Consider the following 17,590-nt stretch of genomic DNA (forward strand, 5'->3'; position numbering starts at 1 on the left):
GAGGAACTCTACTTATGTCATTTAACATAAGTTTGGCATGGCTCACTCTACAATAAATTGAAAAAATTTTGTTTTAATGTTGAATAACTATGGCACTACAACCAAGCAATCAAAACGGTATATCTTTCCTAGTTGGAGATAACACCGCAGAATCAATTATTCTATCTTCTGGACAACTAAACAATTACCCTGGTGGTGTATTAGCTCTGGATGGAAATGATACTGTTATCGGTTCAGAAAATAGTGAATTTATTAATGGAAATACGGGTTTAGATTCCTTAATTGGAAATGGAGGAAGTGATACCCTTAGAGGTGGCAAACAAGATGATATTCTCGATGGAGGAAGTGGGAATGATTTCTTAGCAGGAGATTTAGATCAAGATATTGTTAGAGGAGGAGAAGGTAACGATAGTTTATATGGGGGAAAAAATAGTGATCAATTGTTTGGAGATGCCGGAGATGATATTCTTTCAGGAGACAAAGATAATGATACATTGACAGGAGGAACGGGAAAAGATACCTTTGTTTTAGTTACAGATGGCGGTTTAGATGTAATTACTGATTTTGAAAATAACATTGATATTATTAAACTGCCTGACGGCGTGACATTTAATGATATTCTGTTGCAACCCTCATCAGTAAATACCCTAGTTATTGTTCAAAGCACAGGAGAACAATTAGCCCAAATTAATAATATTTCTGTTAGTAATTTGACGGCTGCTAGTTTTGGGGGAACAACTACAAATGTAATTCCTGATATCCCTAGTATTCCTGATATCCCTGGTATTCCTGATATCCCTACTACTCCTGTTTCTAGCAATAGTTTATAATCTTTTTCTCTGGTTCTACCTAGGAACTGGAAACCAAGGCTCTGTCTCCTCTTAAGAACAGGCGGAGCCTGCAAAGTGGTATTGCTAGGTTGAACCTAGCAACGAGAGATATTATAAATATTGTTGAATCACTTTTGCTGTTTTTTGTCCTGTTTTTTCCCAACTAAATTGTTTAACTTGTTCTAATCCTAATTGTCTTAAATGCGATCGCATTTCTGTATTATTTGCTAGAGTTTCCATCGCTTCTGTAATTTCTTCTACTTGATAAGGATTAACATATAATGCTGCATTTCCCCCCACTTCAGGTAAAGAAGAAAGGTTAGAAGTAATCACAGGAGTCCCACAAGCCATTGCTTCTAAAACCGGGAAACCAAACCCTTCCCAAAGACTAGGAAAAACAACAGCAATGGCTTGATTAATCATGGGTATTAATTGTTCAAAAGGAACATAATTTAAAAACTTCACCTGTTGAGTTAATTCTAAGTCTTGAACCTGCTTTTTGAGTTCAGGTGTATAGGTTTCATCCGTTGGGCCAGCGAACCATAATTCATATTCGGATAAATGTTTTAACTTAGAAAAAGCATTAATTAATCGAGATAGATTTTTATAAGCATCATGACGACCAATATAAAGGAAATAATTACGAGTTGGCAAATCTAAAAATTGAAATCTCTGCGGATTATATGCGAGGGGAATAGGTGTTATTTTTTGTTCAGGAATGTCAAAAAAATTAACTAAATCTTGAGCCGTTGAGATAGAATTACAGACAATATGTTCGGCTTGGGATAATACAAGGGGAATATAATATTTAAAATAAGCAGTTAACCGAGATCCTCGCCTCGGAAACCGTAACGGAATTAAATCATGAGCCATGACAATCGACCGACACCCACAATATAACGGGGCTTCTGGAATAGGAGAAAATATCAAATTTCCCTTTAATTGTTGATAAATTTGAGGAAGTTTAAACTGTGTCCAAAGTAACCGTCTCAGATGTCCTTTTGTTCCTTGGTCAGGAGTCATATTATTCGGAACAGAATAGCAAGAATAACCCGGTTTTTCTTGAGAAACTAATAATAGGAGTTTAAGGGGCTTTAAAGCAGGTAAAATATGACTTGCATAAACAGATATTCCTGTAGGTTCAGGAATTAAAAATGATAAATTAATCAGCAACGAATGAGTCATTGATTTAGGGTGGAATTTACAAGATTTATTGATTTATTATACCTTTTTTTTAAGGCTCATTGGATTACAATATCTTTCACCATTGCAAACATCCGCTTTAATATCCCTTTTAAGACCCTAAAACAATGAAGATTTTTCACCCATGATGATGACGCTGCTAAAATCAACTCATCTTCCTGATTTCATCTATTAATCCAGAAGAATATAGTCAAAATCTTAATCTATTCAATATTTGCTGCATTTCTGTCAGACAGCAAATTATAGTTTCAAGGTTCAATCTTCATTTTGGTTGTTTTTTGTTTACTAAATCCCCTTAAATTCATTATGATTGATCACACATCACCTTCTATGGTGTCATTAAACCCTGTAAAACGAACTCCAGATCAGTTATACAACAATCGCTTGTATGGTATTAGTCGTTTTTTATGGATGCGACAAATATATAGCCAAATTCAAAAAGTAAAGCAGCATTTTCAAAATTTTCTTTCTCCCCAAGTTTATGATATAAATAGTTTTTCTTGGTTTTCGGGATTTGATATTGAAACTTGTCTAGCGGAAATTCGAGAAACAGCAGTTAGCTTGAATCTTCAATTACCTCTTGAAATCGTGAAAGAAATTTTTGATTATGCTTGCCAAACTTCCTGTACTGAACCAAAATATCCACATCGGTTTTGGATTGATCAAGTTCATCAAGGATCTTTACCTGATGGACATTCTGTTGTGCGTGCTTTAGTGGATGAACCTTCAAATTGTCCGGCGATTAAACAACTAATTCATGACCCTATTTTGTTAGAAATTGTACATCGATATCTTCAGTATCGACCTAATCGAATTACAGCCCATTTAACCTGGAGTATTGCTTCTAATTTGCCGGAAACTGAAATTCAAAAGATTTATCCTCCTACCTATTATCATTATGATATTGCCGGATATAATTTTATGACAGTTTATTTCTACATTACTGCTGTACAGGATGAATATTCTGGCCCCCATATTATGATTGAAAAATCCCATCTTCATAAACCGTTAGCATTGTTGTTTTCGGGAAGACACCCTGATGATCTTGTGTATCGTTATTATAGTCGTCAGCAAGAACGAATAATCTTAGGAAATGCAGGATTTGGCTTTATTCAAGATCCATCTTGTATTCATAAAATTAAGCCTCCTGTAAACAATCATCGTTTGTTACTGCAACTGCGTTATTCTTAAACAATGCCTAACTATAAAACGGATCACTCCTTTAAGTTTAGATTGAGACTTTTGAGGAGTAATTAGCAGTGTTATTAGGGAAACAAAACTAATTCGTAATAACCAGTAAAACAACACGCTTTTTGAGGTATGTTTGTTGAGGCTAAGGAGGTAACTGTAAATGCTGTACTTAATTTTAAGAGTAGGATTTCTGTGGGTAATGGATGAAGTCTCATGAAATACTTTAATTTTTGAAGTAATGCCAATTTGATGTCCTTGGTTTCGATACCGTAAACAGAAGTCAAAATCTTCATAATAAAGAAAATAGTTCGGATCAAACTGAGGACATTGATTAAAGTTTTTCAAATTAATTAATAAACTGCATCCCGATACCCATTCGGTTAGCTGGTAAGGTTGATTTTGCAAAGACTCTGAGACTGTATTACTAACAATAATTTTACCAATTTTTGGGTTAAACTCTCCCCTAGTAAACTCTAATTCTCCAGTAGATTTATAAATAACTGTTCCTAAAATCGATAATTCTGGGTAACGTTCAAAGAAGTCAACGGCTTGAGATAGAGCATTTTTAGAGAGATAAGCATCAGGATTAATTAACCACACCAGTGCTTGAGGATCTTGTTGATAAACCGAATTTAACCCAATATTGCAAGCTCGACCAAACCCAATGTTTTCCGGGGAATCCAATATCAAAATAGAGGGAGATTTTAACTGATAAATTGAATGATCATCGGGAGAATTATTAATAATAATAATTTGATAATTAATTCCCTGTAGAGACGTGCCATGGCGCGTCTCTACAATTCCATGGAACGTCTCTACAACAATTGAATCAATTAATCGTTGAATCAGTTCGGTGGAGTAATAATTAACCGTTATCCAGTAAATCACGCTAATTCAATTTGACTATCATCTCCAATCATAAACCGTAGTGCTTTCGGTCGTTGAGGTGCGGTACTTAAAGTAGCCCGACGACCAATAACTGTATCCACAATGCGTTGATTAATCCCAATAATTTTAGCTTCACTCAAAATGACACTATGCTCGATTTCTGCATCAATTAAAGTGACTTTATTGGCTACACTGCTATAAGGGCCAATAAAGCAATTTTCTAAATAGCAATTTTCCCCAATAATGACTGGCCCCCGGACACTACAGTTGACTAATTTTGTCCCTTTACCCACTTTAACTCGTCCTAAAATATGACTATTTTCGTCTACTTCTCCTTGAACATCGTAGATAATACAAGAATCTAAAATAATTTGGTTTGCGCTGAGTAAATCATCTTTTTTACCTGTATCTAACCACCATCCTTCTAGGGTACAAGCTTCAACTTTTTTCTGGTTATTAATCAGTTGTTGAATCGCATCTGTAATTTCCAGTTCTCCCCGTGCTGAAGGCTGAATTTGAGAGATCGCTTCATGAATAGTTTTATCAAAAAAATAAACTCCCACCAAGGCCAAATTTGAAGGGGGAACTTTGGGTTTTTCGACTAACTGTAAAACTCGTCCTTGATCATCAACAACAGCGACCCCAAAGGCAGTGGGATTAGGCACACTTCTTAATAAAATTAACCCATCTAGTTGTTGCTGTTTAAAGCGTTCTACAAACTGATTAAGTTGGCTTTCAATTAAGTTATCTCCCAAATACATAATAAAAGGAGAATCTCCTAAAAACGGTTGAGCGACTTTAACAGCATGAGCTAATCCGGCGGGTTGTTCTTGTAAAATATAGGTAATTTTGGCTCCAAAGTAATCGCCATTACCGGTTAAATTTTTAACTTCTTCTCCGGTTTCTGGACTAATAATAATGCCAATTTCTGTAATCCCAGCGGCTATAATTCCTTCAATTCCGTACCATAAAATTGGTTTATTAGCAACGGGAACTAATTGTTTTGCACCTGTGTACGTCAAAGGGCGTAACCTTGTTCCTTTTCCACCAGATAGAATCAGCGCTTTCATAATTAATCGTTAAGGGTTAATAGTTGATTAATTCATCGATTGTTTTGTAGAAAGAGACGCATCGTGGCACGTCTCTACGGTTTTAATTCTTGTAACATTTTACGCAATCCCTGACGCCATTGGGGAGTATGAGTTTCGAGAAGATTGGCTAATTTTTTTCCACTTAAAACCGAATAAGCTGGACGACTTGCTGGCGTTGGATATTCGGGGGTTGTAATTGGAATTACCCGTTCAATTTTTAAGGGAAAACCTAATAGTTTTGCTTCTTCAACAATAGCGATCGCAAAATCATACCAACTGGTTACTCCACTATTTGTACAATGATAAATTCCGTAGGTTTCAGAATTTAAAAGTGGCATTAATTGGACAATCGATTGTGCTAAATCTCCTGTCCAAGTTGGACTTCCTACTTGATCGCAAACAACGCGAATTTCTTCCCGTTCTTTTCCCAACCGTAACATAGTTTTGACAAAATTTCCGGTTCCCCCCACACCATAAACCCAAGCGGTTCTAATAATTGCAAATTTAGCTTGGGTTTCTTGAATTGCAATTTCTCCAGCTAATTTCGATTGACCATAAACACCCAAGGGATGAGTAGAATCAGTTTCAATGTAAGGATGACTTTGAGTTCCATCGAAGACATAATCTGTAGAAATGTGAATTAATTTAGCATTTAATTGTTGACAAGCTTTTGCTAAAATACCGGGGGAAATTCCATTAATTTTCATTGCTAATTCCGGTTCACTTTCCGCCTTATCCACAGCCGTATAAGCCGCAGTATTAATCACCCATTCCGGTTGAATTTCCTCTATTATTTGTTCAATAATTTGAGGTTGAGATAAATCAAGAGTATCCCGTCCTACAGAAACCAACGACCCCATAGCAGTCAGAAAAGGCTGTAATTCTTGACCGAGTTGACCATCTTTTCCAATCAATAAAATTTTTTTCATGAGAAGAACTCCGCCGTTTTTAAGGATTGACCTTCTTGATCCTTTGCTGATAAAATTGGTGTGATTCCATTGAGAGGCCAATCAATTCCGACATCAGGATCATTCCACAGTAAAGAACGCTCGTATTGTGGTGCATAATAATCTGTGGTTTTATATAAGACTTCAGCAATATCTGAAATCACTAAAAATCCATGAGCAAATCCTGGGGGAACCCAAAATTGTCGCTTATTTTCTGCGCTAAGAATGCAACCTACCCACTGTCCAAAAGTTGCAGAAGATTTTCTCATATCGACGGCGACATCAAAAATTTCTCCCGCAACAACACGCAATAATTTACCTTGTGTTTGTTGAATTTGATAATGCAAACCTCGCAAAACACCTTTAACAGAACGAGAATGATTATCTTGTACAAATTCTGAGGTAACTCCAGTCTTTTCAACAAAGACTTTATGGTTAAAACTTTCAAAGAAAAAGCCTCGTTCATCCCCAAAGACTTTGGGTTCAATGATGAGAACATCAGGAATTGAAGTTGGAATAATATTCATGTTCAGGTTAAGCAGTGGTCAGCGACTAAATATTGTACCAAATTATTGCTACAGAAATGAAAACTCAATTAACATTCACTTCAAGGTTAAGAACGGGTTAGTCTTTCTCAACAATTATCTTAATTTCCCCCTTTAACGGGAAAAATTCATGACTATCAGGATTATAGACCCAAGCTTTAATCGTTATGTTTCTCAAGGTCGAAGAGTCGCCCTGACTCATCTCTAAAGTAGAAATTTGCACCTGCCATCGTGCATAATTATAGTGGGGGGAATGTAAGACCTGAACAATATCTGGACTATTTAAACCGACATTGGCATTGGCGAAGAAGGATTGTTGATTTCCTTGAGAAAAAAAGACAAGTTGGGGTTGATTTTGAGTCTGGGGAAAAATTGCCCATCCCTTTAAAGTAATAGAGTCTTGAGGTTTAATTTTTAAGGGTTGATCACGGGAAAAAGGGAAATCAATATAACCATAAAGCTGTTCTGATTCAGGTTTAAAGATTATATTATTTTCCCAATTTCTCAGGTGGACTGTCTGGAGTTTTTTAACACCATCTTGAATCCACCAGGTTGTTTTACTTAATCTTAATAAACAGCGATCAGGATGGATTTTGAAGAAATTAGAGTCTTCTAAATAGTTAATGAGTTCTAAGCAGGTTTTACCCCGTTGTTTATTGATTAAATCTGTTTGTGCTTGAGTGATCGCTATTTCTGATTTTACCCCAATTAAACAAACTAAAATTCCCGCTATAAAACTATAAATCAGTTTCAGACTATAATTTTTGTTTAGAGTTTTAGATTGAGTAATAACAATAAACCAAAGTTGAATCACAGCAATAATTAAAAGTAAAGAATGAGTCGTATATCGAGAAGCATCAATCGCATAATTCGCTCCATAATCATAACGACCTAATGTTATTAAAATTGAACATAAAATAGAAAATATTCCAATCGAAAACCAAGGAGAACAGGATTTAAGTAAATAGTATTGATCTTTTCGGTTTTGGAAACAGTAAAATCCTAATCCTATAAAATTTAATACAATTATTAACCCGATCCCAAGGCTTAAAGTATAAGAATTTGTTAAAGGTGCAGCCATTAAATTAAAAAAGAAGTGACTCGCAGTGAACAATTTTTCGAGAAGTGAAAGATTGATTGTTTTTGGTTCTTGAGTATACCCCAATGAGTAAATTAAAGTTGAAATTGTAAAGAGTATTAACCAGAATATTAAATATTTTTTTCTGAGGTTGGCTTCCTTTGTAAGGACTGTAATGGAAGGAATTAAAGCCAACCAACTCATTAAACCCTGTGCAGATGAAAAACTAGCAATTAAACAAGGAATCGCTGCAATTAATAATTTTTGAGTAGGTTTACGTTGCTCTTGTGTTAAAACAAAACAACTTAAGATTACACATAAATTAATCAAAAACAAAGCAATTTGAAAACCCCAAAGCCAGTTTTCAGATTGAGCTAAGGAGAAAAAGATTAAAGCTATTAATAAATTAGTAAAGTAAAAAAAAGAGTTTTGATTTTTTGAGGTGTTAACGGAAAGTTTATATAACAAAATAAAAGTTAGTATTGCTAACCCTAAGCTAAAAAAAAGCTCTAATTTAATATTCCAACTCGAAATAAACCCTAAAACAATAAAAATTAAACGAGGAAATAAAATTCGATGGTTATTATGAAGTTCAAATAAATCTTTAAATTCTAATGTTCCTGTAGCTGTTTTTTCAAATAAGGCGGGTACAACCCACTGATCATAAAACGGAACATTCACTCCAAACTTAATAATAAATCCAATAATTCCCAAAATCGGGATTAAATATAACAGCCCTAAAATAGTAGTAGGAAAATCGACAAAAAAGGAGGAGTTTTTAGCCATTAGTTACCAATTAAGCTGTTAAGTATTTAAACCATAGAATCCGACGACGCTCATACTACAAGGATTTAACAATTTCCGAATCAGAAATTGATATGCTTAATAGAATATCAGTTACCAACTATTGGTGATTTACAGTAATAACTGATAACTGATAACTGATAACTGATTAAATTACTTCAAGTTTGTAATACTGTTGACTCGACCCGTAAAGCGGTTTAAGAATATATCAAGTACAGACCGTTTACCCACATTAATTTTGGTATTCACTGACATACCTGACTGTAAACCAACCTTAATATTTTTTTGTTCATCTAAGGTAAAGTTTTGCTTATCTAATTTCACTTTTCCTTTAAAAGTAAAATATTGACGGCCCTTTTCTGGATCAGGTTTAATCGCATCTTGGCTTAACCATTTCAACTGTCCGGGAACCATCCCAAATTGATCATTGGGGAAAGCATCAATCGAGACTTCTACTGGAATACAATCTGTATCCGTCACTCCAATTTCTTGTCGAGCTTCTGGAGATTCTGGACAAATACAATCTTTCTCTGCTTTACATTCAATCACTTCTCCAGCCACCGTTTTACCATCATAAGGCTGTAAAAATTTTCGCTTCACTCGTAAAGCATTGAGCACTAAAGCTAAATCAGTATTTCTAATATAAATTGTGGCTTCAAGCCCCTTATCATCAGCTAAAATTTGCATGAGCTTTTCCGTTTGTTGAGCTTCATAATAGGCTTCATTACAACGCTTCATCCTGGGATCGCCCGATTTTAAAACTTGCTCATTGACATAGTTGCAAATTTCATCCTTTTTCATATCGAGTTCAGAATCTTGTTTCGTTGAGGGCTGTAAATCGTAAATTACCCCAGCCACCGGTGAACGTAAGACTTGAGTATCCCGCTGCTCTTCAACTTTTTCCAACTGAGCATTAACATCTCCTAAGCGCTTTTCATTATCCAGTTTATATCGGCTTAGTTGAGAATCAATACTAGCAATTTGTTTTTTATTTTCTTCAACCCGAAGATACAGTTCTTTTGCCCACGCATCTTTTGTATTTTGCAATTCTTGTTCTGTTCGATCAATAGAAGCTAAAACCTTCTGTTTCTCATCTTCTAATCGTCTAATTTCAGCTTGTTGTTTCTCAACGTCACTTTTACGAGCATTAATTTCACTTTGACGGGTTGTGATTTGATCCTGCTGACGTAAAAATTCATTTTGACTTTTCAAAACTTCTTGTTCCTGACGTTTTTTATTTAAGTCAGACATCGCCCCTTCTTCAACCAACGGAGCAATTTGACCCAAAATTGATTGATTCAGATCCAAAGATTCTTGAGACTTATTAAGTTGAGCCTTCGCTAAGTCTAATTGTTCTTCAGAATAGCGAATTTGATTCGTCGCATATTGAACTTGTTCTTGTGTTGCCCGAATCGAATTTTCCGTTTGTTCGAGTTGTCTTTTAAATTCAATAATTCGTCCCTCAACCGCAGACACACGAGATTGAAATTCAGCCCGGTAATTAGCCACTACACCCGATTGAGTAGGGCTATAGTTAATGGCTCGACCTTGATTATTATAAAGTTCATTAATTAAACCCGTTAAAACCTCATTTTCTTGTAGTCTGGCATCGCGATCTTTAACCATTGTTTCCCATTCAGCCGGTAAATTTCCCCTGCCATTTCCCTGAATAATACTATTATAAAATTGGTTTTCCTCCTTCAGAGTTCCTTGTAATTTAGCCAAAGACTTAATATCAGCACTGGGGTTTGTAGGGCTGAAGGTGAGAAGAGGTTGGTTTTTCTGCACACGATCGCCATTTTCAACGTGCAGTCTTACCACCGCACCCGTCGTCGGAGCTTGAATTTCTCTAGCACCTTCTTTATATTCCAGTTCCCCAACAGCAGGAACCGTTTGTTCAATCCGAGAAAAATAAGCCCAAACAACCGTTGAAGTCGTTATCAACATGATCATCCAGAGAAACATATGAGACCACATTGCCGGTTTCTCAAGAATAACAGGTTGATCAATCAGTGATACAGATTTCATAATCAGTTAGTAGTTATCAGTTACCAGTTATCAGTTATCAGTTATCAGTTATCAGTTATCAGTGCAAGAGTTAAGAACCAGTTACAGTTGTTTTCAACACCTAAAAATCTTGATTTTATTTCTTTCACTGATTGCTGTTGACTGTTGACTGATCACTGATTAATGAGCTTCTTGTTGTTGATACAGACAGTAATAACGTCCCTTCAGAGCAATTAACTCATCATGGTTTCCTTGTTCAACAACAGACCCTTGATCCATCATAATAATTGCATCCGCATTTTTGACAGCACTCAGACGGTGAGTAATAAAAAACACCGTGCGATCATGAAACACATCCATTAAGTTATTAATCACAGAGCGTTCCGATTGATAGTCTAAGGCACTGGTCGCTTCATCCAAAATTAACAGTTTAGGATTTTGTAACACTGTGCGCGCGATCGCCACCCGTTGTCGTTGTCCCCCCGATAATGCTGTTCCCCTTTCCCCCACCGGGGTATTGTAACCATTGGGAAGACTCATAATAAAATCGTGTGCCGCTGCAATTTTAGCAGCCCGAATAATTTCGTCACTACTGGCTTCCGGGTTACTCAAGCCAATATTATCCTGAACCGTTCCATTAAACAGGAGGGTATCTTGTAGTACCACCCCCAATTGACGACGGACAGAATACAGTTCTACTTTATTAATATCGTAACCATCAATTAAAATTCGTCCCGACAAAGGAGCATATAAACGCTGCAACAACTTCATCAACGTACTCTTACCCGATCCACTCAACCCCACAATCGCCACAAAAGACCCAGAAGGAAAATCTAAATTCACATTCGCCAATTGCAACGGCCCAGTTGGATTAAATCGGAAAGATACCTCCTCAAACGTCACCGACCCTTCAATTTCAGGTAACGGAATATTATTGCGATCCGCCTCATCTGCTTCAGGATAACTATCAATAATATCTCGCAACCGTTCCACAGAAATTGCCACCTCCTGCACATTTTGATAAACACTAATAAACCGCAACAACGAACCCGTCACATTTCCTGAAATAATCCGAAAGGCAATTAAACCCCCAATGGTTAACTCTTGTTTAATCACCAGATAAGCCCCCACCCATAACAGGGCAATTCCCCCAATCTTATTCAAGAAGTCGCTCATGGTTCCGGCGGCAGTTTGGGTGAGAGTCGTTTGTAAACTCGCACTCATATACCGAGCATACATTCCTTGCCAACGCCAACGGGCTGTGAGTTCAATGGTTTGGGATTTAATTGTTTGAATTCCACTAATGACCTCCACAATATAAGCCATGGCTGTCCCCATCAAACCTGCCCGTTTGCGAATTAGCCGCATAATCACCGGGGAAAAAACAAAAATAATCCCCGCAAACAATGGCAAAGGAGCCAGAGCCACCAAAGTCAGCACCGGGCTCAAAGCAAACATCACCGCCACATAAACCACCGAAAACACCGCATCCAGCACCACCGTTAAAGCCGTTCCCGTCAGGAAATTACGGATATTTCCCAACTCATTGAAACGGCTCATCAAGTCCCCGACTTGTCGAGTATCAAAATACCCCAAAGGCAGCCGCAACATATGGTCAATAATCTCTGCCGTCAGCTTAATATCAACTCGGTTAGAGCTATCCACAAATAAATAAGTTCGCAACGCCGTCAACAACCCTTCAAATAGTGCAACCCCCAACAGCAAAAGACCCAGAATATTCAGAGCATCTAAGTTACGCTGTCCGATCACCGCATCGATGATCACCATACTCACCAAGGGGTTGACCAAACCGAACACTTGAATAAAAAACGAGGATAGCAACACCTCAATAAAGGTGGTGCGATGCTCCATCAAAGCCGGTACAAACCACCAGAAACTAAATTGTTCTTTCTGGTCAACCCGTGGGGCCTGCAAGAGAAGTACCTGTCCCTCTTCACCCCAAATTTCGCTGAACTGCCCCGGACGCATTCGGGTGAGACCCTTTTCCGGGGTTGCCAGCACCAGTTCTCGTTCCGTAATACTATAGAGAATGGCAAAACTATCTCCCCACACCACCATAGCCGGAGCTTTCAAGCGACCGATTGCACGGGCTGGAACTTGGACTAACTGAGCATTAATCCCTAACATTTGAGTTACAGCCCCACAAGCCTGCAAGCTGATATTGCCCACTGTCGCCAACTGATTATCTAAAACTCGGCGTACAACATCTTTTTTAAAGTTGATTCCGAAGAATTTAGCAATCATATTGAAGCAAGCCAGAGGGGCGTCAATCTTGCCTCGACCTCTAACAACCGGGAACCGTTGAGCGGATTTAGGCAAATTTGTCGGTTCTGGAATTGGAGGAACATCGGGAGCCGCCGTAACTGCCGATAAGTCTATTTTGCGAACACTAGAAGTTAAGTCCTGAGTAACAACCTCTGAGTCGTGGCTTTCCGGGGGAGATTCTTCTTCATAAACGGGTTCTCGTAAACCAATTAATCGAACTCCCTGTGGCCCTTCCGCTTTGTAAGATTGAGCACTGTCTTCTAATAAAACCCGATTACCCGGAGTAAAACTGCCCAAGGTTCCACTACTGACTAACCAAATCCGATTCGGATCAAGTTGATTTTGGAGCTCCTTGACCTTATTGTTGCCACTCAGCAAGTTCAGCACAATGGCATCTTGCCAAAGATCTTGGGCTAGAGTCTTGATATTGTTAACGGGAACCGCCTGTTGTTGCAGATATTGGCTTAAAAGCTCAAAAATTTCGCTGACAGAGGCATGATCCCGGAACGCCTCTCCAAAAGTGGGTTCTTTAGCCACCCATTGTAGAAAATCCATAGCCGACAGCGTAATACAAATCGTATCCGTTGAAGCGATCGCCGTTTCACAAGGCACCCCTCGGATTAACCCTCCCCAGCCCATAATTTCTCTGGCTCCGAGTAAGCCCAAACTCACATGACGTTGCGCCCTAGGATCAAAACCCAGCAGTCGAGCCTGTCCTTGATAAATAATCGTAATTTGAGTCGGCAACTTATCCCGTTCAAAAATCGGTTGTCCGGTACGGTAGCCCAACAGTTGGCATTTGGGTAGCAAGCTTTGAAGGGCTTTCTCTGAGAGCCGATCAAAAGGGCTGGTTTCAGCTAAAAAGCTCTGAATTTGGGACTGAGAAACGGCAGATGTTGTCATGACACTGAAGACACTGAAGTGCGAAGAGGTTGTAGCGAGCCAACTTGAGCCATTTGCTCTCGTAGCCAATTTTCAAACATTTCGTCAACCATCCGGCGACGCATGGATTCGTCTAATTGAGCCGGAATGAATTTTTCTAACCGAATAATCACAAACCATTCTGCTAGGGGACGAGGTGCCCACAGTTGACCGGGTTGACTCACAGATAAAAGTTTACTAATCGCTGGGTGGGGTTGAGAGACCGGAACTGGCCCTAATAACCCCCCTGTCCGAGATTCTGGCCCTTCTGAATGTTCTCGGGCAACCTCAGCAAAGGTGTTTTCTCCTTCGGCTACCCTAAAATACAGTTCTTGAGCCAAACCTGGATTTTTAGTCCGAATTAAAGAATATACAACTTGATCTAAATTACCTTTGCGACTGAGAAAATAATTTTCGACTCGACCACTCCACGTCTCTTGTTTAAATTTTTCCACTCTCACGGGGCGTTCTGCCATTTCCACCAGTTGTTCTGGGGTCATATCGTAAGCCGCCAGCCAAGCTGCTTTCGCTTCTGGGGAAGTTAGTTGGTGTTGCGAATCAAATCTTTCGAGAGCCGCTGCTCGTTCTTCCTCTGTACAAGTAATCTTAGCAATCGCTTGCTCCAAAATCACTTCGCGCAGAAATAAGGGCATTAACTGATAACGTTTGAGCAGCGATGGTAGATCCTCTGCTGTGATAATAGTTTCTCCGACTTTGAACGCTCCTGTCATTGAACTCTCCAACCGACTTTCACTACCCCTTTCAAATTTACCTTGAGTAGTCCTAGAGTGACTACCGCATCTAATCTCTTTGTCCAAATAATAGCAGACCGTTTACCCCCCCACTGAATTGATCATCTCTAAATTACCTCAACTTCTGGGAAACTGCTGAAAAAAATCTCTTTGGGCTGTTCATACTCATCTTAATCCTTGTCCTTGTTCCTTGCTCTAGTATTACTTGGGTTTGAGATCCACCGATTTTAGAAGACTTGAAAGCATCCCAATCCGTGAATTTCATCCCCTTGAAGCCTGAAAGTGAAAGTTTGCTGTTTATACAGTGACGTGGCGGATAGCTTTTGGGTTCCCCATCACGACTCGGATACTGATGCTCTAGCAGTCTTCTGGTTGTACATCGATTGCTAAAACTGGATGAATGGATCGATTCGGATCAGTACCCTTTGAGTGTTGAACTAAGAAATTAATCATTTGGTTTCTATAAGCATAGATCTTATCGAGACTAATAGAGTCTAAACTCTCAAAGTTGAGTCGAGAATATTGAAAATAAGATTGGGTTACATAGATCCACAGTTCCTGAGAGGATGAATTTGGGGTTAAGTTTTGAGTAATATAAGCTAATAAATTTTCTTGAAAATAAATATATTTTTCTATCTTATCTTGGATTTTACAACCCTCAATACTTGTAAATAGCCAAGTCACAAACTCAGAAAAAAAGTAGTTAGGAATTACCGCATTTTTATAGATAAAAGGAAGTTGATAAGCTCTTTGATATAACATCAATCCCATCAGTTCAGGAATTAAATCACCTGAATATAAACCTTGAGAAAGCCTTTTTTTAATTTCCTCAATCCAATGTTGCTCGATTTCACTGACTTCTTCATCAACGAGATTACTGTTTAAAAAAAGTTGATAAATGGGACGAATTTCTTGGGAATATTTAGTTTCTAACTCGATTGAAGCTAAAGTTAACCAATATTGAACTAAAATTTGGCGAACTAATTGAAGAGTTTCTATAATTTGGGATCGAGGATTATTTTGATATTGACTCATTAAATTTTTTGTTAATTTTAGATAAAATTTTGAATTAAATAAAGCTTTCTGTAAAATTACTTTTTTTAAAGATGGGTTCAAAAACGAATAACTTGAATCTTGCAAGAGTTTTAAATAAAGTCTCTCATAATCTTTGTAATTTTCCTGTTGAGCAATATTAACTTGAGTTTGTTGATTTTTATGAATGAGAAGCGAAGATAAAGCTTGATCTACAAAACCAATTTTATAACGTCCCATAATTCTCCACCACATATCCACGTCCAAAAGTTGGTGAAGATTAGGATCAAATCCTCCTAATTCTTCAAAAACGTGTTTAGGAATTAATACAGTTGTAGGTTCACCAATTTTATTTAACCCTCCCATTAAACAGTTGGAATCGGACAAAAGATCTTGCCCCCATTGAACGGGTTTTAGATTAGACCATTTTTGATGTAAATTAACGGCACCTTTATAAGCAGATTGACAAATAAGATCGGAGGTTGAATTCGGATGAATCACAACTTGACGCGGAGAAAAAATCAAACCAATTTCTGGATCTTGTTCGGCTAAATTCACCATCTCTTCAATACAATTGGGTTCTAACCAATCATCCTGAAAAATAAATTTGATGTACTTCCCTTGAGCTTGTTTAATACAGAAATTGAGATTTTTGACTAATCCATAATTAGAATGAGTCAGAATTCGATAAGGAAGACAAGACTTCTCTTGAAAAGCTTCGGCAATTTTTATCGTGTTATCTGTTGAACCATCATCAGAAATAATAATTTCTAAGTTAGGATAGGTTTGTTCTAAAGCACTTTGAAGAGCAGTTTTTACAAATTCCTCTCCATTATAAGTTGGAATTAATATACTCACCAAAGGAAAAAATTGAATTACATCTGAGTCAGTTTCAACACTAGCAGAATTAGAAATTATAGCTAACTTTTTATTTAAAATTTGATTTTGATTTTGAATTAATTCCAGTTCTTTTTGAGCTATTTCAAGTTTTTGCTTAAGTTTTCTGTTGTTTGTTAATTGAAAAGCATCATGAATTCCTGCGAGATGAATCAAATCAGTATATTTAAAAGAATATTTTTTCTCAATGTATTCAGCCGTTTGAGCATTATTCATCAACTGATATAAGGTAGAAATTCCAAAATACTGATGACTGAGACGATGAACAGTTAAAGCCAATTTTGCAATTAAAAATTGAAGATCACCCGGTGTAATGGGAGGTTGAATTAGGGACTGCTGAGGAAAAATAGTGTTGAAAATCTGGCTAACTTCTGGACTGAGATAATGTTGAAGTAGTTGAGGAATTTCCCAAATATGTCGAATCATATTTTCAGTTGTTACTCCACTAATATTGCTATCGTGAAACCGAAATAAAACCAAGGGTTCAGGTAAAATATAAATTTCAGACTTAAGACATAAACGTATCCAAAAATCTAAGTCATGAACTTGACGTAATCGGGGATCATATAATCCAATTAGATCATAACATTTTTTTTTGATTAAAACACTGGTATTACACAGAGAATTATCACAATAAAAAAAAGAATTTAACCATTGAAAACGATTTTTGTTTTTTTGGGCAAATATTTGTTTAAAAGAAGCTTCTTTTCCCTGATGAAGATTTCCTGTTTTATCAATAATTTCCGCATAGGTAAAAACAGCATCAAACTGAGGATTATTATCTAAAAAATTGACTTGTTTTTCAATCTTATCCGGTAAAAAAATATTATCAGAGTCTAAAATTGCAATGAATTCTCCAGTCGCCTGACGAATACAATGGTTTGCTGCTATACTCACACCTTGATTCTGCTCGAAAGAAAACCAGCGAATTCGAGGATCTGATTTTTCTTGAATGCGTTCTAGAGTTTTATCAGAAGAACCATCATTGGTGATAATAATTTCAAAATCTTGATAGGTTTGGTTTAAAACACTGTCAATTGCTTCTAAAATATATTGTTCTTGGTTGTAAGTGGGAATAATAACGGTGACTCTCGGCATAAAATTATGTTATAAATTGT

Annotated in this window: 12 protein-coding genes; 2 read left to right on the forward strand and 10 right to left on the reverse strand. The window is 37.2% G+C overall.

The window, feature by feature from the left end; all coding sequences use genetic code 11:
• Positions 1-89 precede the first annotated feature (89 nt).
• Positions 90-830, forward strand: a complete 741-nt coding sequence (locus NMK36_RS28100) for a calcium-binding protein (protein ID WP_254175132.1) — start codon at positions 90-92, stop codon at positions 828-830.
• A 111-nt stretch (positions 831-941) separates the two neighbouring features.
• On the opposite strand, the gene NMK36_RS28105 is transcribed toward NMK36_RS28100, so the two are convergent.
• Entirely contained in the window at positions 942-2,015 is a 1,074-nt protein-coding gene (locus NMK36_RS28105) for a glycosyltransferase family 4 protein (protein WP_072717481.1), read from the reverse strand.
• A gap of 324 nt (positions 2,016-2,339) precedes the next feature.
• Here NMK36_RS28105 and NMK36_RS28110 point away from each other — a divergent pair, with 324 nt between their 5' ends.
• On the forward strand, positions 2,340-3,224 hold the full coding sequence (locus tag NMK36_RS28110) for a hypothetical protein (protein WP_072717480.1): 885 nt from the start codon (positions 2,340-2,342) through the stop codon (positions 3,222-3,224).
• On the opposite strand, the gene NMK36_RS28115 is transcribed toward NMK36_RS28110, so the two are convergent.
• The 9 genes from NMK36_RS28115 to NMK36_RS28155 form a co-directional block, all read right to left on the reverse strand.
• Positions 3,201-4,112 carry a glycosyltransferase family 2 protein gene (locus tag NMK36_RS28115; RefSeq protein ID WP_072717478.1) on the reverse strand — a complete coding sequence of 304 codons (912 nt, stop codon included), beginning with the start codon at positions 4,110-4,112 and terminating at the stop codon, positions 3,201-3,203. The two genes, NMK36_RS28110 and NMK36_RS28115, sit on opposite strands and share 24 nt — an antisense overlap.
• Positions 4,109-5,182, reverse strand: coding sequence for a glucose-1-phosphate thymidylyltransferase (locus tag NMK36_RS28120; protein ID WP_072717477.1), 1,074 nt, complete (start codon positions 5,180-5,182; stop codon positions 4,109-4,111). The genes NMK36_RS28115 and NMK36_RS28120 overlap by 4 nt, the downstream gene beginning before the upstream one ends.
• A 74-nt stretch (positions 5,183-5,256) precedes the next feature.
• The gene (gene rfbD / locus NMK36_RS28125; protein WP_254175133.1) at positions 5,257-6,132 is read right to left on the reverse strand and encodes a dTDP-4-dehydrorhamnose reductase; all 876 of its coding nucleotides are present in this window, start codon (positions 6,130-6,132) and stop codon (positions 5,257-5,259) included.
• Positions 6,129-6,677 carry a dTDP-4-dehydrorhamnose 3,5-epimerase gene (gene rfbC, locus NMK36_RS28130; RefSeq protein ID WP_072717475.1) on the reverse strand — a complete coding sequence of 183 codons (549 nt, stop codon included), beginning with the start codon at positions 6,675-6,677 and terminating at the stop codon, positions 6,129-6,131. Before rfbC ends, rfbD begins: the two co-directional genes overlap by 4 nt.
• A 97-nt stretch (positions 6,678-6,774) precedes the next feature.
• Complete coding sequence (locus tag NMK36_RS28135; protein WP_072717474.1) at positions 6,775-8,559, reverse strand: hypothetical protein; 1,785 nt, start codon at positions 8,557-8,559, stop codon at positions 6,775-6,777.
• Between the two features lie 171 nt (positions 8,560-8,730).
• Complete coding sequence (locus tag NMK36_RS28140) at positions 8,731-10,554, reverse strand: chromosome partitioning protein ParA (protein ID WP_306341355.1); 1,824 nt, start codon at positions 10,552-10,554, stop codon at positions 8,731-8,733.
• A gap of 210 nt (positions 10,555-10,764) precedes the next feature.
• On the reverse strand, positions 10,765-13,773 hold the full coding sequence (locus tag NMK36_RS28145; protein ID WP_254175134.1) for an ABC transporter transmembrane domain-containing protein: 3,009 nt from the start codon (positions 13,771-13,773) through the stop codon (positions 10,765-10,767).
• Positions 13,770-14,522, reverse strand: coding sequence for a peptidylprolyl isomerase (locus tag NMK36_RS28150; protein ID WP_072717470.1), 753 nt, complete (start codon positions 14,520-14,522; stop codon positions 13,770-13,772). Before NMK36_RS28150 ends, NMK36_RS28145 begins: the two co-directional genes overlap by 4 nt.
• 378 nt (positions 14,523-14,900) lie before the next feature.
• Complete coding sequence (locus NMK36_RS28155) at positions 14,901-17,570, reverse strand: glycosyltransferase family 2 protein (protein ID WP_254175135.1); 2,670 nt, start codon at positions 17,568-17,570, stop codon at positions 14,901-14,903.
• Between the last annotated feature and the right edge of the window lie 20 nt (positions 17,571-17,590).

It is taken from the genome of Planktothrix pseudagardhii (genome assembly GCF_904830925.1).
Lineage (GTDB): Bacteria > Cyanobacteriota > Cyanobacteriia > Cyanobacteriales > Microcoleaceae > Planktothrix > Planktothrix tepida.